Source organism: Pseudomonas sp. Van50 (assembly GCF_055390755.1).
This window is the reverse complement of the sequence record NZ_AP024343.1, coordinates 1,260,138-1,283,593: the sequence shown is the minus strand read 5'-3', so window position 1 is coordinate 1,283,593 and position 23,456 is coordinate 1,260,138. Positions and strand designations below refer to the sequence as shown.

At 61.9% G+C, this 23,456-nt stretch carries 23 protein-coding genes and 1 pseudogene; 3 read left to right on the top strand and 21 right to left on the bottom strand.

Features of this window, described 5'->3' with window-relative positions; genetic code table 11:
• The first annotated feature begins 245 nt into the window (after positions 1-245).
• The 3 genes from xseA to leuA all read left to right on the top strand — a co-directional run bounded on the left by xseA (position 246) and on the right by leuA (position 4,618).
• Positions 246-1,625 carry an exodeoxyribonuclease VII large subunit gene (gene xseA, locus ACZ5M5_RS05510; protein ID WP_060739082.1) on the top strand — a complete coding sequence of 460 codons (1,380 nt, stop codon included), beginning with the start codon at positions 246-248 and terminating at the stop codon, positions 1,623-1,625.
• Positions 1,626-1,628: 3 nt separating this feature from the next.
• Complete coding sequence (locus ACZ5M5_RS05505; protein WP_060739083.1) at positions 1,629-2,450, top strand: peptidoglycan DD-metalloendopeptidase family protein; 822 nt, start codon at positions 1,629-1,631, stop codon at positions 2,448-2,450.
• 488 nt (positions 2,451-2,938) lie between these two features.
• The gene (gene leuA, locus ACZ5M5_RS05500) at positions 2,939-4,618 is read left to right on the top strand and encodes a 2-isopropylmalate synthase (protein WP_060739084.1); all 1,680 of its coding nucleotides are present in this window, start codon (positions 2,939-2,941) and stop codon (positions 4,616-4,618) included.
• A gap of 190 nt (positions 4,619-4,808) precedes the next feature.
• Here leuA and ACZ5M5_RS05495 read toward each other — a convergent pair whose 3' ends face one another.
• The 21 genes and pseudogenes from ACZ5M5_RS05495 to cysE form a co-directional block, all read right to left on the bottom strand.
• Positions 4,809-5,222 carry a hypothetical protein gene (locus ACZ5M5_RS05495; protein ID WP_464738748.1) on the bottom strand — a complete coding sequence of 138 codons (414 nt, stop codon included), beginning with the start codon at positions 5,220-5,222 and terminating at the stop codon, positions 4,809-4,811.
• A 63-nt stretch (positions 5,223-5,285) separates the two neighbouring features.
• Entirely contained in the window at positions 5,286-6,080 is a 795-nt protein-coding gene (locus ACZ5M5_RS05490; RefSeq protein ID WP_464738747.1) for an amidohydrolase, read from the bottom strand.
• Entirely contained in the window at positions 6,068-7,216 is a 1,149-nt protein-coding gene (locus tag ACZ5M5_RS05485; RefSeq protein WP_103307927.1) for a pyridoxal phosphate-dependent aminotransferase, read from the bottom strand. The genes ACZ5M5_RS05490 and ACZ5M5_RS05485 overlap by 13 nt, the downstream gene beginning before the upstream one ends.
• A gap of 235 nt (positions 7,217-7,451) precedes the next feature.
• The gene (der, locus tag ACZ5M5_RS05480; RefSeq protein WP_053118638.1) at positions 7,452-8,924 is read right to left on the bottom strand and encodes a ribosome biogenesis GTPase Der; all 1,473 of its coding nucleotides are present in this window, start codon (positions 8,922-8,924) and stop codon (positions 7,452-7,454) included.
• A gap of 201 nt (positions 8,925-9,125) precedes the next feature.
• Complete coding sequence (gene bamB / locus ACZ5M5_RS05475) at positions 9,126-10,277, bottom strand: outer membrane protein assembly factor BamB (RefSeq protein ID WP_060739088.1); 1,152 nt, start codon at positions 10,275-10,277, stop codon at positions 9,126-9,128.
• Entirely contained in the window at positions 10,270-10,911 is a 642-nt protein-coding gene (locus ACZ5M5_RS05470; RefSeq protein ID WP_003198017.1) for a YfgM family protein, read from the bottom strand. The genes bamB and ACZ5M5_RS05470 overlap by 8 nt, the downstream gene beginning before the upstream one ends.
• 40 nt (positions 10,912-10,951) lie before the next feature.
• Positions 10,952-12,241 carry a histidine--tRNA ligase gene (hisS, locus tag ACZ5M5_RS05465; protein ID WP_025212010.1) on the bottom strand — a complete coding sequence of 430 codons (1,290 nt, stop codon included), beginning with the start codon at positions 12,239-12,241 and terminating at the stop codon, positions 10,952-10,954.
• A gap of 24 nt (positions 12,242-12,265) precedes the next feature.
• Positions 12,266-13,375 carry a flavodoxin-dependent (E)-4-hydroxy-3-methylbut-2-enyl-diphosphate synthase gene (gene ispG, locus ACZ5M5_RS05460; RefSeq protein WP_003185136.1) on the bottom strand — a complete coding sequence of 370 codons (1,110 nt, stop codon included), beginning with the start codon at positions 13,373-13,375 and terminating at the stop codon, positions 12,266-12,268.
• 3 nt (positions 13,376-13,378) lie between these two features.
• On the bottom strand, positions 13,379-14,413 hold the full coding sequence (locus ACZ5M5_RS05455) for a RodZ domain-containing protein (protein ID WP_103309424.1): 1,035 nt from the start codon (positions 14,411-14,413) through the stop codon (positions 13,379-13,381).
• Complete coding sequence (pilW, locus tag ACZ5M5_RS05450) at positions 14,413-15,171, bottom strand: type IV pilus biogenesis/stability protein PilW (RefSeq protein WP_060739090.1); 759 nt, start codon at positions 15,169-15,171, stop codon at positions 14,413-14,415. Before pilW ends, ACZ5M5_RS05455 begins: the two co-directional genes overlap by 1 nt.
• A gap of 12 nt (positions 15,172-15,183) precedes the next feature.
• Positions 15,184-16,332 (bottom strand): dual-specificity RNA methyltransferase RlmN, encoded by a 1,149-nt coding sequence (rlmN, locus tag ACZ5M5_RS05445; RefSeq protein WP_053118626.1) that lies wholly within the window; start codon positions 16,330-16,332, stop codon positions 15,184-15,186.
• A gap of 28 nt (positions 16,333-16,360) precedes the next feature.
• Positions 16,361-16,786: a nucleoside-diphosphate kinase gene (gene ndk, locus ACZ5M5_RS05440; protein WP_042727994.1), complete on the bottom strand. Its 426-nt coding sequence runs from the start codon at positions 16,784-16,786 to the stop codon at positions 16,361-16,363.
• 88 nt (positions 16,787-16,874) lie between these two features.
• The gene (gene iscX / locus ACZ5M5_RS05435; protein ID WP_060739091.1) at positions 16,875-17,075 is read right to left on the bottom strand and encodes a Fe-S cluster assembly protein IscX; all 201 of its coding nucleotides are present in this window, start codon (positions 17,073-17,075) and stop codon (positions 16,875-16,877) included.
• 13 nt (positions 17,076-17,088) lie between these two features.
• A complete protein-coding gene (gene fdx / locus ACZ5M5_RS05430; RefSeq protein WP_042727996.1) occupies positions 17,089-17,430 on the bottom strand; it encodes an ISC system 2Fe-2S type ferredoxin in 342 nt (113 codons plus the stop codon).
• A 3-nt stretch (positions 17,431-17,433) separates the two neighbouring features.
• Positions 17,434-19,295 (bottom strand): annotated as a pseudogene (gene hscA / locus ACZ5M5_RS05425) (Fe-S protein assembly chaperone HscA).
• A 50-nt stretch (positions 19,296-19,345) separates the two neighbouring features.
• Positions 19,346-19,867, bottom strand: a complete 522-nt coding sequence (gene hscB, locus ACZ5M5_RS05420; protein ID WP_464738746.1) for a co-chaperone HscB — start codon at positions 19,865-19,867, stop codon at positions 19,346-19,348.
• Positions 19,868-19,875: 8 nt separating this feature from the next.
• Positions 19,876-20,199: an iron-sulfur cluster assembly protein IscA gene (gene iscA, locus ACZ5M5_RS05415; RefSeq protein WP_003185155.1), complete on the bottom strand. Its 324-nt coding sequence runs from the start codon at positions 20,197-20,199 to the stop codon at positions 19,876-19,878.
• Between the two features lie 24 nt (positions 20,200-20,223).
• Complete coding sequence (gene iscU / locus ACZ5M5_RS05410; RefSeq protein WP_003185157.1) at positions 20,224-20,610, bottom strand: Fe-S cluster assembly scaffold IscU; 387 nt, start codon at positions 20,608-20,610, stop codon at positions 20,224-20,226.
• Positions 20,611-20,653: 43 nt separating this feature from the next.
• Positions 20,654-21,868 carry an IscS subfamily cysteine desulfurase gene (locus ACZ5M5_RS05405; RefSeq protein WP_060739094.1) on the bottom strand — a complete coding sequence of 405 codons (1,215 nt, stop codon included), beginning with the start codon at positions 21,866-21,868 and terminating at the stop codon, positions 20,654-20,656.
• 50 nt (positions 21,869-21,918) lie between these two features.
• Positions 21,919-22,410, bottom strand: a complete 492-nt coding sequence (gene iscR / locus ACZ5M5_RS05400) for a Fe-S cluster assembly transcriptional regulator IscR (protein ID WP_003185160.1) — start codon at positions 22,408-22,410, stop codon at positions 21,919-21,921.
• 269 nt (positions 22,411-22,679) lie between these two features.
• Complete coding sequence (gene cysE, locus ACZ5M5_RS05395; protein WP_092165673.1) at positions 22,680-23,456, bottom strand: serine O-acetyltransferase; 777 nt, start codon at positions 23,454-23,456, stop codon at positions 22,680-22,682.

Sequence of the window (23,456 nt, the reverse complement as noted above, 5' to 3'; positions counted from 1 at the left end):
CGGCACTTCCTTGATGACGAAGCGGCGACTTTAGCCAGATGTGTCGGGGCATATCCAGCATTTGTGGTGACAGCTCCACCACTATCGCGAGCAAGCTCGCTCCCACAAATGGATCCCTGGTGCTCACAAAGCTTGCGACCACCCAAGATCCCTGTGGGAGCGAGCTTGCTCGCGATGAAGACAACTCGGTCCGATTTGTTTCCACACATGGAGATTCACCAGCGAATGCCCTTATCATGCCGCCCATGATTAAAGATCCCTTTGCCCGACTGGGCCTGGACCGTGAGGTCCTGACTGTCAGCCAGCTCAACGGCCGTGCGCGGGTGTTGCTCGAAGACGTGTTCAGCAACATCTGGGTCGAGGGCGAGATTTCCAACCTTGCCCGTCCGGCCTCCGGCCATGTGTACTTCACCCTCAAGGACAGCGGTGCCCAGGTACGTTGCGCGCTGTTCCGGCAGAATGCCGCGCGGGTGCGCCAGGCCTTGAAGGACGGGCTGGCGGTGAAGGTCCGCGGCAAGGTTTCGCTGTTCGAAGGCCGTGGCGATTATCAGTTGATCCTCGACACCGTGGAGCCGGCCGGCGATGGCGCCTTGCGCCTGGCCTTCGATGCCCTGAAGGAAAAACTCAGCGCCGAGGGCCTGTTCAGCGCCGAGCGCAAGGTGCCGTTGCCGGCCCATCCGCAACGCATCGGCATCATCAGTTCGCCCACGGGTGCGGTGATCCGCGACATCATCAGCGTGTTCCGCCGCCGGGCGCCGCAGATATCCCTGACCCTGATTCCCACCGCCGTGCAAGGCCGCGAAGCCACCGGGCAAATCGTCCGTGCCCTGAAACTGGCGGACGCCCGTGGCTTCGATGCGCTGATCCTGGCCCGGGGCGGCGGCTCGCTGGAAGACCTATGGTGCTTCAACGAAGAAGCCGTGGCCCGGGCGGTGGATGCCTGCGTCACGCCAATCGTCAGCGCCGTCGGCCATGAAACCGACGTGTCCATCAGCGATTTCGTCGCCGACGTTCGCGCCCCGACCCCGTCCGCCGCCGCCGAACTGCTGGCGCCGGATGCCGGCGACCTGGTGCGCCGGGTCGAAAGCCTGCATCGCCGGCTGGTGATGCGCATGCGCGACCGGCTGATGCGCGATCAATTGCGCCTCGAAGGCCTCACCCGGCGCCTGCGTCATCCCGGTGAGCGCCTGCGCCAGCAAGCCCAGCGCCTCGACGACCTGGACATGCGCCTGCGCCGGGCCTTCGAACGCAACCTCAATACCCGCCGCGAGCGGCTGATCCGCCTGGAAACCCGCCTCGCCGGGCAACACCCGGGCCGACAGTTGGCCATGTTGCGCCAGCGCCTGGACAGCCTGGCCGAACGCCTGCCCCGGGCCATGCGTGAAGGCCTCAAGGCGCGCCGCGTGCAATTGCACAACCAGATGCAGACGCTGCACATCGTCAGCCCCCTGGCGACCCTCGGCCGCGGCTACAGCATCTTGCTCGACGAACGCGGCCATGCGATCCGCAGCGCCGGGCAAACCCAGACCGGCCAGCGCCTGACCGCCAAGCTCGGCGAAGGTGAACTGCTGGTGCGGGTCGAAGACAATCACCTGACGCCAGTCACCCTTTCTTTACTGGACTGATTCATGCCGCGATATCTCGCCCCATTGTTCTTGCTGTGCCTGACCTTCAACGCCCACGCCGACAGTTACATCACTCGCTTGTTGAACAAGCCAGTGCCCGGCGGCGTGGCTGTGGTGGACCTGGGCAGCGCGGCCCAGGCCCCCAAAGCCACTTACCAGGGCAAGCCGGTGCTGGTGGTCAAGGAACAGGACAACTGGCTGGCGATTGTCGGCATCCCGCTGACGGTCCAACCCGGCACCCAACAGATCAGCAGTGGCGGCGGCACCCAGCCGTTTGTGGTCGGCTACAAAAAGTACCCCGAGCAACACATCACCCTGAAGAATAAACGCCAGGTCAACCCGAACCCGGCGGACCTCAAGCGCATCGACGCCGAGCTGGCGGTGCAACTGAAGGCCTACCGCAGCTTCAGTCCGAACATCCCCAGCAACCTGTTGCTGGACAAACCGGTCAACGGCCCGCTGTCGAGCAAGTTCGGCGTGCGTCGTTTCTTCAACGGCGAAGAGCGCAACCCCCACGCCGGCCTGGACTTCGCCGTGCCCGCCGGTACACCGATCAAGACCCCGGCCGCGGGCAAGGTGATCCTCACCGGCAATTACTTCTTCAATGGCAATACGGTGTTCGTCGACCACGGCCAGGGTTTCATCAGCATGTTCTGCCACATGTCGAAGATCGACGTGAAGGTCGGCCAGCAATTGGCCCGAGGCACCGTGGTGGGCAAGGTCGGCGCCACCGGCCGCGCGACCGGGCCGCATATGCACTGGAATATCAGCCTGAACGATGCGCGGGTGGATCCGGCGATTTTCATCGGGGCGTTCCAGCCCTGAGATGTGTGCTGAGGCGACTGGCCTCATCGCGAGCAAGCTCGGCTCCCACAGGGACGACGCTGTTCTTAAAAGTACCTACTTCCACAGGTTCAGCACTATTTCAGAAGTACCGAGCTACCCTGTGGGAGCCGAGCTTGCTCGCGATGGGGCCAGCAGCAGCACCGTCTCTCCCTGAATTGCCGAGCCACAAACATCGACGCAATAAAACTACAAATTTCCGAAGAACTCGCGATTAAATCTCGCTAAACCTCCCCAAAGCAAAACTTCTCTCAATTTTTTCCGACTGCTTGCGATCCGCCGTTCACGCGGTTAGGGTTGGAGCATGAAAACCTCTCACACCCTCATCCAGCTTCGCCAGCACCGCAGCCTGTGCCTCGTCAGCGCACGACTGCCGGGCTGAATCGCGGCACCTCGTCCAGGCTTCAAGCCACCCCATTCGAACCACCGGCAGGCCGCCTTTTTCCGGCCACGACAATAAGGATTTCCCCATGAGCATGCTCAAAGACCCGTCTTCCAAATACCGCGCCTTCCCGACCATCAACCTGCCGGATCGCACTTGGCCGTCGAAGACCATCACCGCCGCGCCGATCTGGTGCAGCTCCGACCTGCGCGACGGCAACCAGTCGCTGATCGAGCCGATGGACGCGGTCAAGAAGCTGCGCTTCTGGAAAACCCTGGTCGCGGTGGGCGTGAAGGAAATCGAGGCATCGTTCCCGGCCGCTTCCCAGACCGACTTCGACTTCGTGCGCACCCTCATCGAAGAAGGCCACATCCCGGACGACACCACCATCCAGGTGCTGACCCAGGCCCGTGAAGACTTGATCGCCCGTACGTTCGAATCCCTGCGCGGTGCGAAAAAAGCCATCGTCCACCTGTACAACGCCACCTGCCCGTCGTTCCGCCGCATCGTGTTCAACCAGGACAAGGAAGGCGTGAAGGAAATCGCGGTGAACGCGGCCAAGCTGTTCGTCAAATACGCCGCCCAGCAGCCGGAAACCCAATGGCAGTTCGAATACTCGCCAGAAACCTTCAGCGCCACTGAGCTGGAGTTCGCCAAGGAAGTCTGCGACGCGGTGATCGAAGTCTGGAACCCGACGCCCGAGCGCAAGGTGATCCTCAACCTGCCCGCTACCGTGGAAGTCGCCACCCCGAACATCTACGCCGACCAGATCGAGTGGTTCCACCGCAACATCACCCGGCGTGACAGCGTGCTCATCAGCCTGCACACCCACAACGACCGTGGCACCGGCGTGGCCGCCACCGAGCTGGGCCTGATGGCCGGCGCCGACCGTGTCGAAGGCTGCCTGTTCGGTAACGGCGAACGCACCGGTAACGTCGACCTGGTGACCGTGGCGCTGAACCTCTACACCCAGGGCATCAACCCGGAGCTGGACTTCTCCGACATCGACGGCGTGCGCAAAGTGGTCGAGGAATGCAACCAGATCCCGGTGCACCCGCGTCATCCGTACGTCGGCGACCTGGTCCACACCGCGTTCTCCGGCTCGCACCAGGACGCCATCCGCAAGGGCTTCGCCCAGCAGAAACCGGACACCCTGTGGGAAGTGCCGTACCTGCCGATCGACCCGGCCGACATCGGTCGCAGCTACGAGGCGGTGATTCGCGTCAACAGCCAGTCGGGCAAAGGCGGTATCGCTTACCTGCTGGAACAGGAATACGGCATCAGCCTGCCGCGTCGCATGCAGATCGAGTTCAGCCAGGTGGTACAGCGCGAAACCGATCGCCTGGGCCTGGAAATGACCGCCCAGCAGATCCACGGCCTGCTGCAGCGTGAATACCTGCAAGCCAACACCCCGTACGCGCTGGTCAGCCATCGCCTGCAGGAAGAGAACGGCAACAGCGCCGTAGAGGTGGAAGTGGCGAGCAAGGGCCAGGGCGAGACCAACCTGCACTGGCGCGGCAAGGGCAACGGCGCCCTGGAAGCGCTGGTGGCCGGCCTGCCGATTCCGGTGGAGATCATGGACTACAACGAACACGCCATCGGCGCCGGCACCAATGCCAAGGCGGCGGCCTACATCGAACTGCGAGTCAACGGCGAGCGTGCGGTGCACGGCGTGGGTATCGATGAGAACATCACCACGGCGAGCTTCAAGGCGCTGTTCAGTGCGCTGAACCGGTCGCTGAGCCAGCCGGAAGCCAAGGCAGCCTGATTCCTGGGCTGAAATGCAAAAAGGCCCCGGGGTGTGAACCTTGGGGCCTTTTTGTTTGGCTGATGGTTGGGTGCTGACTGTACTGGCCTCATCGCGAGCAAGCTCGCTCCCACAGTGGATTTATGGTAGCCACAGATCCACTGTGGGAGCGAGCTTGCTCGCGATGACGGCCTGTCAGACAACCAAACTGTCAGGCATGGGTATCGACAGAAACGGTCATGGCCTGCAACAACGACGCCCGCAAGGTTTGCAGCATTGCCTGGGTACCCATGATCTGGGTCTGGATGGCCATGGCCTGCTGGGCCTTCTGCTCTTCGTTGGCCTGGCTCTTCTGCACGCGGGCCAACTGAGCTTGCTGCTGAGCCAGCAGTTTTTCGGCCTGCTCGATCTGCTTTTTCAGTTGCTCAATGATGCCCACACCGCCGCTGGCGGGAGCGCCGGCGACATTCGCGCCGCGGGTATCGACCTGCAGGGTCTTGTCCTTGTCGTCGGCGTCAGTCGATGTCACTGGACTGACCGCTTTCTCTTCTTCAGTCCCGCGGATGGAGACTTTAGGGGCTGACAACGGATAAGGGTTTACGGTGGTTGCGCTGATGCTGGTCATAGGGACTTCTCCTTGGCTGACCGGTTATCGGCACGCAACACCGTTCCTTGAGGCTGAATCGTTTCAATTCGTGAATTCGAAGCGATCGGCATCCAGATTCGCCGGGAACCGCGTGCGATACGCCGCCAGGTCCGCCGCATTCAAACACACGGTGAACACGCCATCCGCGTCGCCGGCGCTGAGCAAGGTTTCACCCTGGAAATCCAGCACCTGGCTGTCACCGGTGTAGGCGAAGCCCTTGCCGTCGGTGCCAACGCGGTTGACCGCCGCCACGTAGCACAGGTTCTCGATCGCCCGGGCCGGCAGCAGCCGATTCCAGTGCATACGCCGCGCTCCGGGCCAGTTGGCGGTGTACAGCAAAAGGTCGGTGTCCTCGGCGTCGCGGCTCCACACCGGAAAGCGCAGGTCGTAGCAAATCAACGGGCGAATCCGCCAGCCCTTGAGTTCGAACAGCACCTGTCGCTCGCCCGGCGTGTAGTGGTTGTGCTCGCCGGCCATGCGAAACAGATGGCGCTTGTCGTAATGCAGCACTTCACCGTCCGGTCGCGCCCACAGCAGGCGATTGCGATGGCTGCCGTCGCCGGCCTGGACGATCACGCTCCCGGTGATGACAGCATCCAGTTTCTTCGCCTGGTCCTTGAGCCAACGGCGGGTGGGGCCGTTTTCCGGCTCCGCCAGGGTCTCGGACTCCATGGAAAAACCCGTGGTGAACATTTCCGGAAGGATGATCAGGTCAGCCCCGCGCGCCTGCTCGAGCAGCGCTTCGAAATGCTCCAGGTTGGCCTCGCGGTCGTGCCAGGCCAGGGTGGTCTGGACCAGGGCAATGTCGAGGTCTGGCAACGCGCTCAAATCACGCATAGTTTTTCCGCCGCTTCGCGCAGCGTCTCCTCGCGTTTGGCAAAGCACAGGCGCACCAGGCGCTGGCCTTGGGGTGGGTCCTGGTAGAACACCGAGATCGGAATCGTCGCCACGCCATGCTCGCGGGTCATCCACACCGCCATGTCGACGTCATTCAGATCCGGGCGAATCCGCGAATAATCCACCAACTGGAAATAAGTGCCGGTCACGCGCTTGAAGCTGAACCGTGACGGGGCCAGCAGATCGCAGAACAGGTCGCGCTTGGCCTGGTAGAAGTCCGGCAGTTCGTCGACGTGTTCCGGATGTTCGGCCATGTAGTCGGCCAGGGCGTACTGCAACGGCGTCACGCCGCAGAAACTGACGTACTGGTGCACCTTGCGCAGCTCTGCCGTCAGGGCCGCTGGGGCCACCACGTAGCCGGTTTTCCAGCCAGTGACGTGGTAGGTCTTGCCGAACGAGCTGACCACGAAGGCGCGGCGGTACAGTTCTTCGTGGGCCAGGACACTGGCGTGGGCGACGCCGTCGAACACCAGGTGTTCGTAGACCTCATCGCTGACCAGGTAGATGTCACGGTCGCGAATCAGCGTCGCCAATTGATCGAGTTCGGCGCGGCTGATCAGGGCGCCGCTGGGGTTGTGCGGCGAGTTGAGGATGATCATGCGCGTGCGCGGGCTCAGGGCTTCGCCGAGCTTCTCGAAGTCGATGGCGAAGTCATCCAGGCCCAATGGCACGTGTATGCAGCGCCCACCGGCCAATAGAACGGAAGGCTCGTAGCTGTCATAGCTAGGGTCGAAAACGATCACTTCGTCACCGCTGTGGACCACCGCCGCGATGGCACAGAAAATCGCCTGGGTCGCGCCAGGGGTCACGGTGACCTCTTGATCGGCATCGACGTTGGCGCCGTAGCTGCGGGCGATCTTCGCCGCGATCTGCTGGCGCAGCGCCGGCAGGCCGGTCATCGGTGAGTACTGGTTATGGCCTTGAGCAATATGCCGGCCAACCGCATCGCGCAGGGCCTGCGGGCCATCGAAATCGGGAAAGCCCTGGGACAGGTTCAGCGCACCCGTCTGCGCGGCGAGCTGGGACATCTGGGTGAAAATCGTGATGCCGACGTTCGGCAACTTGCTGGTGATCATGGAGGGTCCCTGCTCTGCACCCGGCTCTGGTACGGCGCGGGAGAGCTCGAGGATAGCCCAATCGCCGGGCATGAAAAAGGGTGCCACAAAGGGCACCCTTCTCACACTGAAACAACTCATACCCTGTGGGAGCGAGCTTGCTCGCGATGGCGGTGGATCAGCCTGCATCCCTGTTGATGTACTGCCGCTATCGCGAGCAAGCTCGCTCCCACAGTGGATCTGCGGTGACTATCGATCAACGCTTGTCGCGGCGCTTCTTGTCGGCCTTCTTGTGGTGCGACATCAAGCGGCGCTTCTTGTTGACCTGGCGGTCGGTGAGCGTGTTCTTGTTGCCTTCGTACGGGTTCTCACCGCCCTTGAACTCGATGCGGATCGGCGTGCCGACCAGCTTCAGGACGCGGCGATAGGTGTTTTCCAGGTAACGGACGTACGACTTGGGCACCTTCTCGATCTGGTTACCGTGGATCACGATAATCGGCGGGTTGGCACCACCCAAGTGGGCATAGCGCAGCTTGATCCGACGGTTGTTGACCATCGGTGGCGCGTGCTCGCCTACCGCATCTTCGAGGATCTGGGTCAGGCGGTTGGTCGGCCAGCGGGTGACCGCCGACTTGAACGAGTTCTGCACCGAAGCGTAGAGGTTGCCCACGCCCGTGCCGTGCAGGGCCGAGATGAAGTGGATGTCGGCGAAGTCGACGAAGAACAGCCGGCGCTGCAATTCGACCTTGACGAAATCCCGCTCGCTCGGCGTCATGCCGTCCCACTTGTTGATCGCGATGACCAGCGCACGCCCGGCTTCCAGGGCGAAGCCCAGCAGGTTCAGGTCGTGATCGACCACGCCTTCGCGGGCGTCCATCACGAAGATCACCACGTTGGCGTCTTTGATCGCCTGCAAGGTCTTGACCACGGAGAATTTTTCAACTTCTTCGTGGATCTTGCCGCGCTTGCGCACACCGGCGGTGTCGATCAGCGTGTACTTCTCTTCGTTACGCTCGAAGGGAATGTAGATGCTGTCACGGGTGGTGCCAGGCTGGTCGTAGACGATGACCCGGTCTTCACCGAGCATGCGGTTGACCAGCGTCGACTTGCCCACGTTGGGACGGCCGATGATCGCGATCTTGATCCCGTCTTTTTCGCTCGGGCCCGGAATGCGCTTGGCTTCCTCGCCCTCGGCAACGATCTCTTCCTCGCCCTCTTCCGGCTCTTCCGCGTCGTCCTTGGGGAAACTCTCCAGGGCGATTTCCAGCATCTGGGTGATGCCACGACCGTGGGCGCCGGCGATCGGGATCGCCTGGCCCATGCCCAACGGTGCGAACTCGGCGCGGGCCATGTCCGGGTCGATGTTGTCGACCTTGTTGGCGACCACGTAGGAACGCTTGTTACGCTTGCGCAAATGCTCGGCGATCATCTGGTCGGCGGCGGTAAAACCAGCCTTGGCGTCTACCAGGAACAGCACCACATCGGCTTCTTCAATGGCGAGCAGCGACTGCTCGGCCATTTTTTCGTCCATGCCGTGTTCATCACCGGAGATGCCGCCGGTGTCGACCAGAATATAGGTACGCCCTTGCCACTTGGCCTCACCGTATTGGCGATCACGGGTCAGACCGGACAAGTCGCCGACAATGGCGTCGCGAGTCCTGGTCAGGCGGTTGAACAAGGTGGACTTGCCGACGTTCGGTCGGCCCACCAGGGCGATTACGGGAACCATGCGGCTCTCCACTTCGTTATTTCAGAAAATACAAAAGCCGCTGCGAGGCAGCGGCTGGTGCTCGGAGGCAGTCCTGTAGGAGCGGGCTTGCTCGCGAAAGCGGTGTGTCAGTTAACAAATTTTCTTCTGATACACCGTATTCGCGAGCAAGCCCGCTCCCACAAAGGACGGGCCGCTTGAGATCTAGCCCCAAGCATAGTCTTACTTGATGGTCAGGGCTTCCAGTTTGCCGCTGTTGCCATACACATAGATCATGTTGCCCACCACCAGCGGACGGGCACGCAGGCCGTCGCTGTCGATGCGCTCACGGCCGACGAAACGACCGTCCACCTGGCTGAGCAGGTGCAGGTAACCTTCCAGGTCACCCACTGCGACGTAGCTGGAGAACACTTCCGGGGCCGACAGTTGACGACGGGCCAGGGAGTCGTTGCTCCACAAGGCGGTGGTGGAACGCTCGTCAACGCCTTCGACGGTGCCCGAGGACAGGCTCACGTAGACGCTGCCAAAGCCCTGGGCGACACCGGCGTAGCTGGACGCATCGCGCTGCCACAACGGACGACCGCTTTCCAGGTCCAGTGCCGCCACGCGGCCCTGGTAGCTGGCGACGTACAGCGTACCGCCGGACAGCAGCAAGCCGCCGTCGATGTCGACCACGCGCTCCAGTTCCGAACGACCTTGCGGGATCGCCACGCGCTGCTCCCAGACCGGCACGCCGTTGGAAACATCCAGGGCCACCACTTTACCGGTCGACAAGCCAGCCACCGCCAGGCGGTTGGTGACGATCGGCGCGCTGGTGCCGCGCAGGGTCAGTACCGCCGGGGTGCTGTCATACAACCAGCGCTGGTTGCCGGTGGCGGCATCCAGGCCGATCAGGCGGTCGTCCTGGGTCTGGATCACCACCACGTCACCGTTGGTGGCTGGCGGTGCGAGCACTTCGCTGGTCACGCGGGCGCGCCATTTCTCTTCACCGCTGCTCGCGTCCAGGGCGACGATCTCGCCCTTGAGCGTGCCGATCATGACCAGGCCGTAACCCACGCCAACGGCGCCGGAAACGGGCAGTTCAAGATCTTTCTCCCATTTGACGTCGCCATTGCTGCGGTCCATGGCCATGACCACGCCCGTGACGTCGCCGGCATAGATGGTGTCGCCATCGATGGCCGGCACCAGCATGTTGTAGGTTTCACCCTGGCCATCGCCGATGGAGCGGCTCCACTGCTTCTGCAGCACGACTTCTTCTTTGAAGTCGGTCAGTTCGGCTGGCGGCAGTTCTTTCTTGCTGTTGCTGCTGCAACCCGCGGCCAGAATGGCCAGGGCCAGCAATGCTGCATGTTTCCACTGGATCACGTCACGCATCCCCTTTGGCCAGGTCGTCCAGCTTGATTTGCAGGCCACCGACTGCGGCTTCATCCGACAGCGCAGCCTTGGCTTTTTGGTAGGCCGCATGGGCCTCATCGGCACGGCCCAGCTGTACCAGCAGGTCGCCCTTGAGTTCTTCGCGGGTCGCCAGGAACGCCTTGTCGGCATCGCCGTCGAGCAGCTTCAAGGCGTCTTCGGCCTTGTTCTGGGCCGCCAGCACCTGCGCCAGGCGCTGACGCGCCACTTCGCCCAGGGTCGGGTTGGCCGGTTTGTCGACGATACCTTTGAGCTCGGTGGCCGCGTCGTCCAACTTGCCGCTGTCCACCGCTACCTTGGCCACGAACAGGCGACCGTACTGCGCGTAGGCAGTGCCGCCGAATTCCTTGTCCAGCTTGCCGGCCAGGTCCGCCACGCGGGCCGCGTCAGGCTTGCCGTCCGGGGTCAGGGTGGTTTCCAGCAATTGCTGGTAGAGCACCGAGGCGCCTTGCGACTGGTTGCTCTGGTATTTTTGGTAGGCCTGCCAGCCGAACACGATGACCAGCGCCAACAGGCCGCCAGTGACCAGCGGCTTGCCGTTGCGCGTCCACCAGTCCTTCAAATCCGCCAGCTGTTCATCTTCGGTACTCGACACCCCAATACTCCTTAATCGCTAAATCGGCTGTTTGACAGCTTCAACCCTGCACGACGCAGGTGGCCAGGTGTGCAGCAAGCGCATCCCAGGCAATGCTTTGTTGTTCGCCCTGGCCACGCAGGGGTTTGAAACCTACCACTTGTTGGGCCAGTTCGTCGTCACCGAGGATCAGTGCATACAGCGCACCGCTCTTGTCGGCCTTCTTGAATTGGCTCTTGAAGCTGCCGGCGCCGGCGTTGATCTGCAAGCGCAGGTTGGGCAACTGGTCGCGGATCCGCTCGCTCAACGACAAGGCGGCCAGTTCGGCGGCCTCGCCAAAGGCGCACAGGTAGACGTCGACCTGACGGGACAGTTCTTCAGGCACCTTGTCCAAGGCTTCCAGCATCAGCACCAGGCGCTCGATGCCCATGGCAAAGCCCACGCCCGGGGTCGGCTTGCCGCCCATCTGCTCCACCAGCCCGTCGTAGCGGCCGCCGGCACATACGGTGCCTTGGGCGCCGAGTTTGTCGGTGACCCACTCGAAGACCGTCTTGCTGTAGTAATCCAGGCCGCGAACCAACTTGGGGTTGATCACGTAGGGAATGCCCACGGCGTCCAGGCGCGCCTTCAGCCCTTCGAAGTGCGCACGGGATTCGTCGTCGAGGTAGTCGGCCATTTTCGGCGCGTCGACCAGGACCGCCTGGGTGTCGGCATTCTTGGTGTCGAGCACGCGCAGTGGATTGGTCTTCAGACGGCGCTGGCTGTCTTCATCGAGCTTGTCCAGGTGCGCGGAAAGAAACTCCACCAACGCTTCACGGTAGCGGCCACGGGACTCACTGGTGCCCAGACTGTTGAGCTCGAGCTTGACCGCGTCACGCAGCCCCAGCTCGCCCCACAGGCGCCAGGTCATGACGATCAGCTCGGCATCGATGTCCGGACCTTCGAGGTTGAACACTTCCAGGCCAATCTGGTGGAACTGGCGATAACGGCCTTTCTGCGGACGCTCGTGACGGAACATCGGGCCGACGTACCAGAGCTTCTGCACCTGGCCGCCGCCGGTGATGCCATGTTCGAGCACCGCACGTACGCAGGCCGCAGTGCCTTCGGGGCGCAGGGTCAGGGAATCGCCGTTGCGGTCGTCGAAGGTGTACATCTCTTTTTCGACGATGTCGGTCACTTCACCGATGGAGCGCTTGAACAGCTCGGTGAACTCGACGATCGGCATGCGGATCTGCCGGTAACCGTAGTTATCCAGCAGGCGCGCCACGGTGCCCTCGAAATAGCGCCACAGGGGCGTCTGCTCGGGCAGGATGTCGTTCATGCCACGAATGGCTTGCAGAGACTTGCTCACAGGTAATCCTTAAATTCGTTCGACTCAACCACGCGCAATCACTGCAGCGTCGGCTTCGACCTTTTCGGCCGCTTTCTGGCGAATCAGCCGTTCCAGCTCATCCACCAGATTGTCATTCGTCAGTTTCTGCGACGGCTTGCCGTCGATGTAAATCAGGTTCGGTGTACCGCCAGTCAGGCCGATATGGGCCTCCTTGGCTTCGCCCGGCCCGTTGACCACGCAACCGATCACCGCGACATCCAGTGGCACCAGCAGGTCTTCGAGGCGCCCTTCCAGTTCGTTCATGGTCTTGACCACATCGAAGTTCTGCCGCGAGCAGCTCGGGCAGGCGATGAAGTTGATGCCACGGGAACGCAGGTGCAGGGACTTGAGAATGTCGTAGCCGACTTTCACTTCCTCGACCGGGTCAGCCGCCAACGAGATGCGGATAGTATCGCCAATCCCTTCGGCGAGCAGCATACCGAGGCCGACGGCGGATTTCACCGTGCCCGAACGCAACCCACCGGCTTCGGTGATGCCCAGGTGCAGCGGCTGGACGATTTCCTTGGCCAGCAGGCGGTAGGCTTCGACGGCCATGAACACGTCGGACGCCTTCACGCTGACCTTGAAGTCCTGGAAGTTCAGGCGCTCAAGGTGCTCGACATGGCGCAGGGCGGATTCCACCAGCGCCGCTGGGGTCGGTTCGCCGTATTTCTTTTGCAGGTCTTTTTCCAGGGAACCGGCGTTCACACCGATACGGATCGGGATGCCCCGGTCGCGGGCCGCATCCACCACGGCACGTACACGGTCTTCGCGACCGATGTTGCCCGGGTTGATACGCAGGCAATCGACGCCCAACTCGGCCACGCGCAGGGCGATGCGGTAGTCGAAGTGAATGTCGGCGACCAAAGGCACCTTGACCAGTTGCTTGATCTTGCCGAACGCCTCGGCGGCGTCCATGTCCGGCACGGAAACGCGCACGATGTCGACACCGGCGGCTTCCAGGCGGTTGATCTGCGCGACCGTGGCGGCCACGTCATTGGTGTCGCTGTTGGTCATGCTCTGCACAGCGATAGGCGCATCGCCGCCCACGGGCACGTTACCGACCCAGATCTTTCGGGATTCGCGACGCTTGATTGGAGATTCGCCGTGCATGACTTATTGACCCAACTTCAGGCGAGCGGTCTCGCCACTGGTGAACGGAGCGATGTCGACCGGCTGGCCGTTATAGCTGACCTGTGCGCCACGGGCATAACCCAGGCGTACGGCAAACGGCGGCTTGCCATTGACGGCAGTGCTGTCGCCCTTGCGCTTGAGGCCACTGAACAGCACCTTGCCGTTGCCGTCGGTGATCTGCGTCCAGCAGTCGGCGACAAACTGGATCTGCACCTGGCCTTCACCCGCGACTGGCGCCGGGGTCGGGGCCGCTGGAGCTGCCGGGGCGACTGGAGCGGTAGGCGCGGCGTGGGTCGCAGGCGCAGCCGCGGTCGGTGCTGGCGTACTCGGCGCGGCCGGGGCCGTGGCAATCGGTGCGCTGCCGGTGTTCGGGGCAGCCGGTGCAGTCGGCGTGGTCGGTGCTGGAACAGCCGGCTCGGCACCGGCCTGGGCATCGGCGTCGTCCTGGCTTTGTGGCAACGCCAGGGCGGTTTCGCCTTCGGTCTGGCCTTCGATGACAGCCTGGTCTTCCGGCTCGTCCAGCGGATGGATCTGGGTGGTGCCGTCAGCGCCCTCGACCTCGACGTGCTCGGGGTTCATGGCGACGGGCTCCTTGTTGCGCAAGGACGCCTGGTCCTGCCACCAGACAAAACCGCCACCGATCACCGCGATCAGCAGCAACAGGCTGACAATTCGCAAAATGGTATGGGAAACGCGAACCGGTTCCTCGATGCGCCCCAGGCTGTGCACGTTGCTGCCCTGGGCATCGGAACCGGTGTATTGATCGAATTGCTGGACCAGCACGGTCTGGTCCATGCCGAGCAACTTGGCATAGGCGCGGATGTAGCCCCGGGCGAAGGTGTGCCCGGGCAGCTTGTCGAACGCGCCCGCTTCCAGATTGCCGAGGGAAGCCACGGTAAGATTGAGCTTGAGGGCCACTTCGGCCAGCGACCAACCATTGCTTTCGCGGGCTTGACGCAGGGTCTCACCGGGATTTACGCGAGTCGCTGCTACAACTTCGGGATGCGCCGCTTTCATCATTGCTCCGACAGGTATTGCTGATATTCCGGCGTACCGGGATAGAGTCTTTTGAGTTGCAAGCCGTAACTCGCAGCTTTGTCGCGATCTTCAAACACATGTGCCAGCCGAACGCCGAGCAATAGACTACGTGCATTTTGCTCGCTCAGCAGGCTAAAACGCTCGTAGTAGTCACGGGCGGGCACATAATGCCTGTCTTCGTAAGACAACTCAGCCATTTCCAGCAGCGCCCGCGGTTGCTGGCGGTTGAGCCGCAGCGCCTTTTCGAGCTGCTGGCGGGCCAGGTCACGCTGGCCCAACTGCGCGGCCGTCATGCCGAGGTTCTCGAAAACCCGCGAACGCTCAGGGTAAAGGGTATCGGCGGCAGCCTGCTCGAAGCGCTCGTAGGCTTCCTTGTAGCGTTTCTGCTCGAAAAGAAAGCTGCCGTAGTTGTTCAGGATCCGTGCATCCTGGGGCCGGCCGGCCAACGCCTTGCGAAAATGCTGGTCGGCCAGTTCCGACTCCATCTCGGCCTGGAATACCAGGGCCAGAGCCGCGTTGGCATCCGGGTCGGAATCGTCCAGCTCCAGGGCCTTCTTGAGCGGCACCTTGGCCCGTTCGGTCATGCCCTGCTGCAGGTAGCCGATGCCCAGTTGCACATAGGCCACACGTGCCTCGTCACGCCCTTTGCTGGTCTTCATCGGGTTGTAGTCACCCGACAGGACACAACCGGAACAAAGGCCGGCCAACAGCAAAACGAGCGCGAAGCGCAGGGACATAGAGTTCCTCTCTTAGTGACTGTTCGCAGCGTTTTGCACTGCATCGTCCGCGGCGTTCAACTCACGCACGGCAATGTAGCGTTCGCTGCGACGGGTGCGATCCAGCACCTGTCCTACCAATTGGCCACAGGCGGCGTCGATGTCTTCGCCGCGGGTGGTGCGCACGGTGACGTTGAAGCCAGCGTGGTGAAGCTGATCCTGGAAGCGACGAATCGCGTTGTTGCTCGGACGCTCGTAACCGGAATGCGGGAACGGGTTGAACGGGATCAGGTTGATCTTGCACGGGATGTTCTTGAGCAGCTCGATCATCTCGACCGCGTGCTCGACCTTGTCGTTCACATCCTTGAGCAGCGTGTACTCGATGGTCAGCACGCGTTTTTCGCCCAGGGACGACATGTAGCGCTGGCACGACTCGAGCAGCATCTTAAGCGGATACTTCTTGTTGATCGGCACCAATTGGTTACGCAATGCGTCATTGGGTGCGTGCAGCGACAACGCCAGGGAGACGTCGATGTGCTTGGCCAGCTCATCGATCATCGGCACCACGCCAGAGGTGGACAGGGTCACGCGGCGCTTGGAGATGCCGTAGCCCAGGTCGTCCATCATCAGGTGCATGGCGGAAACGACGTTGTCGAAGTTCAGCAGCGGCTCACCCATGCCCATCATCACCACGTTGGTGATGGCACGGTCGACGGTCGCCGGGACGCTGCCAAAGGATTTGTTGGCAATCCACACCTGGCCGATCACTTCGGCGGCGGTGAGGTTGCTATTGAAGCCTTGCTTGCCGGTGGAGCAGAAACTGCAATCCAGGGCACAGCCTGCCTGGGACGAAACGCACAAGGTGCCGCGCTTGCCCTGGGGAATGTAGACGGTCTCGACGCAGCTGCCGGACGCCACGCGCACCACCCACTTGCGGGTGCCGTCGCTGGAAATGTCCTGGCTGACCACTTCGGGGCCGCGAATCTCGGCAACAGCCTTGAGCTTTTCACGCAGGGCCTTGCCGACATTCGTCATGGCGTCGAAGTCGTCGACGCCAAAGTGGTGAATCCATTTCATCACCTGGCCGGCACGGAAACGCTTCTCCCCGATCGAGTCGAAGAATTTCTCCATTTCCGGCTGGGTCAGGCCCAACAGGTTGGTTTTGCCGTTCGATGTAGTCATGGATTCACCTTCACTCAAAAGCCTGGGCTTAGCGAGTGGTTACTTCAGTAGCGGAGAAAAAGTAAGCGATTTCGCGAGCGGCAGCGGCTTCGGAGTCCGAACCGTGGACGGCGTTGGCGTCGATGGACTCGGCGAAGTCAGCACGGATGGTGCCGGCAGCAGCTTCTTTAGGGTTGGTGGCGCCCATCAGCTCACGGTTGCGAGCGATGGCGTTTTCGCCTTCCAGCACCTGAACGACAACCGGACCGGAAGTCATGAAGGCAACCAGCTCACCGAAGAAACCGCGCTCGCTGTGCTCAGCGTAGAAGCCTTCGGCTTCGGCTTTGGACAGTTGCTTCATTTTCGAAGCTACAACGCGCAGGCCAGCGTCTTCGAAGCGGGTAACGATCTTGCCGATCACGTTTTTAGCAACGGCGTCAGGCTTGATGATGGAGAAAGTACGTTGAACAGCCATGGTGTAACTCCAGAAACGGTAATTTGCGAAAAATTAAACCCGCGAATTATACGCGGGTTCAGGGGTATTGCCTAACCTGCCAGGTCGATCAGTCGATTTCTTCGATCCAGAGCGTCTGGACCGCTTCCAAGACCTTCTCGCCACAACGGCCAGAGGTATTGTCGAAATCGGGTAGCTCCATGATCCAGCGCTGCAAATCGACAAAATTCACAGCCAGCGGATCCACGTCCGGCTTGGCTTCGGCCAGTTCTTCTGCGATGCGTTGAACATCATTCCAACCATAGCTCATGACAGTGTCACCATCAGTGCGGCGCTTCGGCCGCATGGTTAAGCGAATATTTCGGGATTTCGACCACCAGGTCCTCGGTGCCGACCTTGGCCTGACAGGTCAGGCGCGACGTCGGCTCCAGGCCCCAGGCCCGATCAAGATAGTCCTCTTCCAGCTCATCGGCCTCATTCAGCGAGTCGAAACCCTCGCGAATGATGCAATGGCACGTGGTGCAGGCACAAACGCCGCCGCAGGCGCTCTCGATCTCGATGTGGTTGTCATGGGCCACTTCAAGCAGGGACTTGCCGGTTTCGGCCTCTACCACCATACCGTCCGGGCAATGCTCGGCGTGTGGCAGAAAAATGATCTGCGGCATCAGTTATTCCTCGATTTCATTCAGGTTGCGCCCCGCCAGGGCGGCTTTCACCGTCGAGTCCAGGCGGCGGGCAGCAAAGGCATCGGTGACTTGCGACAGACGCTTGGTCTGCTGCTCGATGGCATAACCATCGGTGCCTTTGATCAATTCGGACAATTCCTGCATCTGCAGCTCGATGACCATGCGCTCTTCAGCGTCGAGCAAGCGATCGCCGTCAGCTTCCAAGGCACCTTGCACGGCTTCGATCAGGCGCTGGGCGTCGACCTGTTGCTCGCGCAGCACACGCGCCACCTTGTCGTCGCTGGCGTGCTGGAAGGAATCCTTGAGCATCTTGGCGATTTCGCCGTCGGTCAGGCCATAGGACGGCTTGACCTGGATGCTCGCTTCCACGCCCGAAGCCAGTTCGCGGGCGGAGACGTTGAGCAAACCGTCGGCATCGACCTGGAAGGTCACGCGGATCTTCGCCGCACCGGCCACCATCGGCGGAATGCCGCGCAACTCGAAGCGGGCCAGGGAACGGCAGTCGCTGATCAGTTCACGCTCGCCTTGCAGCACGTGGACCATCATGGCCGACTGGCCGTCTTTATAGGTGGTGAAATCCTGGGCGCGGGCAACCGGGATGGTGGTGTTGCGTGGAATCACCTTCTCCATCAGGCCGCCCATGGTTTCCAGCCCAGGGACAACGGAATCACATCGAGCAACAGCAGTTCGCCGCCGTCGCGCTTGTTGCCGGCCAGGGTATCGGCCTGGATCGCGGCGCCGATGGCGACCACCTGGTCCGGGTCGATTTCGGTCAGCGGCTGGCGGCCAAAGGCCTCGGCAACGGCTTCGCGAACCCGAGGCACGCGGGTCGAACCACCAACCATGACCACGGCTTTCACATCTTCAAGCTCGACACCGGAATCGCGCACGGCACGGCGGCAGGCCTTGAGGCTGCGGGCAACCATGGGTTCGATCAGGGCATCGAAGGCTTCGCGGGTCAGCGCGGCTTTCCAGTCGCCATAAGCGACTTCAACGGTGGCGGCGTCGGTCAAGGCTTCCTTGGCGGCGCAGGCGGTTTGCAGCAGGTGGCGTTGCGCACCCGGGTCGAGGTCGGCGGACAAGCCGGCTTGCTCGATGATCCAGCCGGCGATGGCGTGGTCGAAGTCATCGCCGCCCAGGGCGCTGTCGCCACCGGTGGCCAGGACTTCGAAAACCCCGCCGGTCAGGCGCAGGATCGAAATATCGAATGTACCGCCGCCCAGGTCGTAGATCGCGACCAGGCCTTCGGCATGCTGGTCCAGGCCATACGCCACGGCAGCGGCAGTCGGCTCGTTGAGCAGGCGCAGCACGTTCAGGCCGGCCAGCTTGGCGGCGTCCTTGGTGGCTTGGCGCTGGGCATCGTCGAAATAGGCCGGGACGGTAATGACCGCGCCCACCAGTTCACCACCCAACGCCGCTTCGGCACGCTGGCGCAGGACCTTGAGGATGTCGGCGGAAACCTCGACCGGGCTTTTCGGGCCCTGCACGGTTTCGATGAACGGCATGTGGGATTCGCCGCCGACGAAGCGGTACGGCAGTTGGTCGCCCAATTGCTTGACGTCGGACAGACCACGACCCATCAAGCGCTTGACCGAGACAATGGTGTTCAGCGGGTCGGTGGCGGCGGCCAGCTTGGCGGACTCGCCCACTTCGACGCGGTCGGCGTGATAACGCACGGCGGACGGCAGGATCACCTGCCCCTGCTCATCGGCCAGCGGCTCGGAAAGACCGCTGCGCAAGGCAGCGACCAGGGAATTGGTAGTACCCAAGTCGATCCCGACAGCCAGGCGACGCTGGTGCGGTTGTGGACTTTGGCCGGGTTCGGCGATCTGCAGTAGGGCCATCGTAATCAGGACTTATCTGTAATCAGGCGTGCGACCGGAGCGGCACTGGGTTAATCGTCGAGGCGCTCTTCTAGCTGGCGCACTTCGTAGGTGAGCTTGTCGAGGAACTGCATGCGCCGCATCAGGCGTTCGGCCTGTTCGCGTTGCGCGGCATCGTTCCAGCAGGCTGCGAAGCTTTCGTTCAGTGTTTGCTGGGCGTCTTTCAAGCGCCGCTTGAATACCGCGACACCGGCCAGGTCGGCGCTGTCCTGCAGGTCCTCGAGTTCTTCGCGCCACTGCATCTGCTGCAAAAGAAACTCGGGATCGTGGACCGTGACCTCCAGCGGCAACTCATGGCCGCTGATGGCGAGCAGGTAACGCGCGCGCTTGGCCGGGTGCTTGAGCGTCTGGTAAGCCTCGTTGAGGTTCGCCGACTGCTCGAGCGCCCGCCGCTGCTCCGCCTCGGAGGCATCGGCAAAGCGGTCGGGATGGACGCCACGGGCCAATTCAAGATAACGCACGGACAACTGCTCGAGATCCAGCTGGAACGCAGGCTGCATCTGGAACAACGCAAAATGACAAGGAGTACCCACAAGCCGCCTCAGATGTTGAAGCTTTCGCCGCAGCCACATTCACCGCGCACGTTGGGGTTGTTGAACTTGAAGCCTTCGTTCAACCCTTCCTTGACGAAATCCAGTTCGGTGCCGTCCAGGTACGTCAGGCTTTTCGGGTCGATGATCACTTTCTGACCATGACTTTCGAATACCTGATCGTCTTCGCCCACTTCGTCGACGAATTCCAGTACATAGGCGAGACCAGAACAGCCCGTGGTGCGTACACCCAGGCGGATACCCTCACCCTTGCCACGCCCCGCAAGTGAGCGCTGGATATGGTTAGCTGCCGCTTCTGTCATCTGGATAGCCATGGAAAACTCCTTACCGTACGCGGATCAGATCAAGCCTTTCTTCTGCTTGTAATCGCGAACGGCGGCCTTGATGGCGTCTTCGGCGAGTACCGAGCAGTGGATCTTCACTGGCGGCAGGGCCAGTTCTTCGGCCAGCTGGGTGTTCTTGATGGTTTCGGCTTCATCAAGGGTCTTGCCCTTCATCCACTCGGTGGCCAGGGAGCTGGACGCGATGGCCGAACCGCAGCCGTAGGTCTTGAACTTGGCATCTTCGATGATGCCCTGCTCGTTGACCTTGATCTGCAGGCGCATGACGTCGCCGCACGCCGGAGCGCCGACCATGCCGGTGCCGACATCAGGATCCTGCGCGTCCATCTTGCCGACGTTACGCGGGTTCTCGTAGTGGTCGATGACCTTTTCGCTATATGCCATTTGCTTCAATCCTCATCAGTGAGTCGCTCTGGTGGCGACTTCTTCAGTGCGCCGCCCACTCGATTTTCGAAATGTCGACGCCGTCTTTGTACATGTCCCACAGCGGCGACAGAGCGCGCAGCTTGGTAACGGCCTCGCAGACTTTCTGCGCGGCGTAATCGATTTCTTCTTCGGTGGTGAAACGGCCGAAGGTAAAGCGAATGGAGCTGTGGGCCAGTTCGTCGTTGCGGCCCAGGGCGCGCAGTACGTACGAAGGCTCCAGGGACGCCGAGGTGCACGCCGAACCGGACGACACGGCCAGATCCTTGAGCGCCATGATCAGCGACTCGCCTTCAACGTAGTTGAAGCTCAGGTTCAGGTTGTGCGGTACGCGGGCGGTCAGGCTGCCGTTGACGTAGAGTTCTTCGAGGTGCTCGACCTGCTTGAAGAAACGGTCGCTCAGGGCCTTGATGCGTACATTCTCGGCCGCCATGTCTTCCTTGGCGACGCGGAAGGCTTCGCCCATGCCGACGATCTGGTGGGTCGCCAGGGTACCGGAACGCATGCCACGCTCGTGACCGCCGCCGTGCATGGTCGCTTCGAGGCGAACACGCGGCTTGCGGCTGACGTACAGCGCGCCGATGCCTTTAGGGCCGTAGGTCTTGTGGGCCGAGAACGACATCAGGTCGACTTTCAGCTTGGACAGGTCGATGTCGACCTTGCCAGTGGACTGCGCGCCGTCGACGTGGAACAGGACGCCCTTGGAGCGGGTCAGTTCGCCGATGGCCGCGATGTCGTTGACGGTGCCGATTTCGTTGTTCACGTGCATGATCGAGACCAGGATGGTGTCGTCGCGCAGGGCGGCTTCGACCATGGCCGGGGTGATGATGCCGTCTTCACCGGGCTCGATGTAGGTGACTTCGAAGCCTTCACGCTCCAGTTGGCGCATGGTGTCCAGGACAGCCTTGTGCTCGATCTTGGAGGTGATCAGGTGCTTGCCCTTGGTGTGGTAGAAATGCGCGACACCCTTGATTGCCAGGTTGTCGGATTCGGTGGCACCGGAGGTCCAGACGATTTCACGCGGGTCGGCGTTGACCAGGTCGGCGACCTGGCGACGGGCGTTTTCGACCGACTCTTCGGCCTTCCAGCCAAACACGTGGGAACGGGACGCCGGGTTACCGAAGTTTCCGTCGACCAGCAGGCATTCACTCATTTTTTGCGCAACACGCGGATCAACCGGGGTGGTCGCAGAGTAATCAAGGTAAATCGGCAATTTCATGGACTTTCTCCTAAATCAGGCTGGCTGGCGTTCCGCGTGCTCTGCGGCAGTCATTCGACGGCGGACGCTTCAATCTTGTCCAGGTGCGGCGCCTTGCTGTTGCAACGGCGCTGGTCCTGACGCTGGGCTACTTCTTGCACCTCACGGCGAGTTACAAGGTCAGCCAAGCTGATACCGCTTAGAAATTCGTGAATCTGCAGGCTGAGGTCGCACCACAAGTGGTGGGTCAGGCAAGTATCGCCGCCATGGCAGTCGCCTAGGCCCTGGCATTTGGTCGCATCGACCGATTCGTTCACCGCATCGATCACCTGGGCGACCTGGATGCCTTGCATGTCCCGCGACAGCTGGTAGCCACCGCCAGGGCCGCGAACGCTGGAGACCAGGTTACTGCGGCGCAGCTTGGCGAACAGTTGCTCAAGGTAAGACAGGGAAATGCCCTGGCGCTCGGAGATATCGGCCAGGGACACCGGCCCGTGCTGCGCATGCAATGCCAGATCGAGCATTGCGGTCACGGCGTATCGGCCTTTTGTAGTCAGTCGCATGGACAATTACCACGGAGTTCGGAATGGGGGCGAGTATGCAATTCCCGAGTATTTAAGTCAAGTATAAGACCTAGTGCTTTACTCAGGTTTACCCGCGAAAGAGCGCGCGCATGATAGCAAAGGCTGGTCGGCGGCGACCAGTGATACCGTGTTGTCGTTTATCGCGAGCAAGCTCGCTCCCACAGGAGGGGCTTTGGTGGATGCACAATTTGTGTACACCGCAGATCTCCTGTGGGAGCGAGCTTGCTCGCGATGAGGCCAGCAGGGTTTCAGCTAGCCTGGCTCTCATCCTTATCCTTCACACACGCAAAGTCTTCCTCGCGCAGTTCAGGCAGGTCCTTGGCACAGTAATTACTGCCCAGGTCCTTCAGGGCGCCGCACATCCCCTCCAGGCGCCCGTCGACGGCCTGCAGGTGATCGAGCAACTGGTTGATGGCCCGGGCGACCGGGTCGGGCATGTCTTCGCCGACACCGTAGGCGTCGAAGCCGATCTTCTCGGCCATGGCCTTGCGGCGAGCATCCTGCTCCTCATCGGACTTGACGATGATCCGCCCCGGAATCCCCACCACGGTCGCACCCGGCGGCACGGCCTTGGTCACCACGGCGTTGGAGCCGACTTTCGCCCCCGCCCCCACCGTGAACGGCCCGAGCACCTTGGCACCGGCACCGACCACCACGCCGTCTTCCAGGGTTGGGTGACGCTTGCCTTTGTTCCAGCTGGTGCCGCCGAGGGTCACACCCTGGTACAAGGTCACGTCGTCGCCGATCTCGGCGGTTTCACCGATGACGATGCCCATGCCGTGGTCGATGAAGAACCGGCGACCGACCTTGGCGCCCGGGTGGATCTCGATCCCGGTCAGCCAGCGGCCGAAGTTCGAGACCAGCCGCGCCAGCCACTTCCAGCCCATGTTCCACAAGGCGCCGGACAGGCGATGGATCCAGATGGCGTGCATCCCCGGGTAGCAGGTCAGCACTTCAAAGGCATTGCGCGCCGCCGGGTCACGATGGAAAACACTTTGGATATCTTCACGCAAACGTTCGAACAT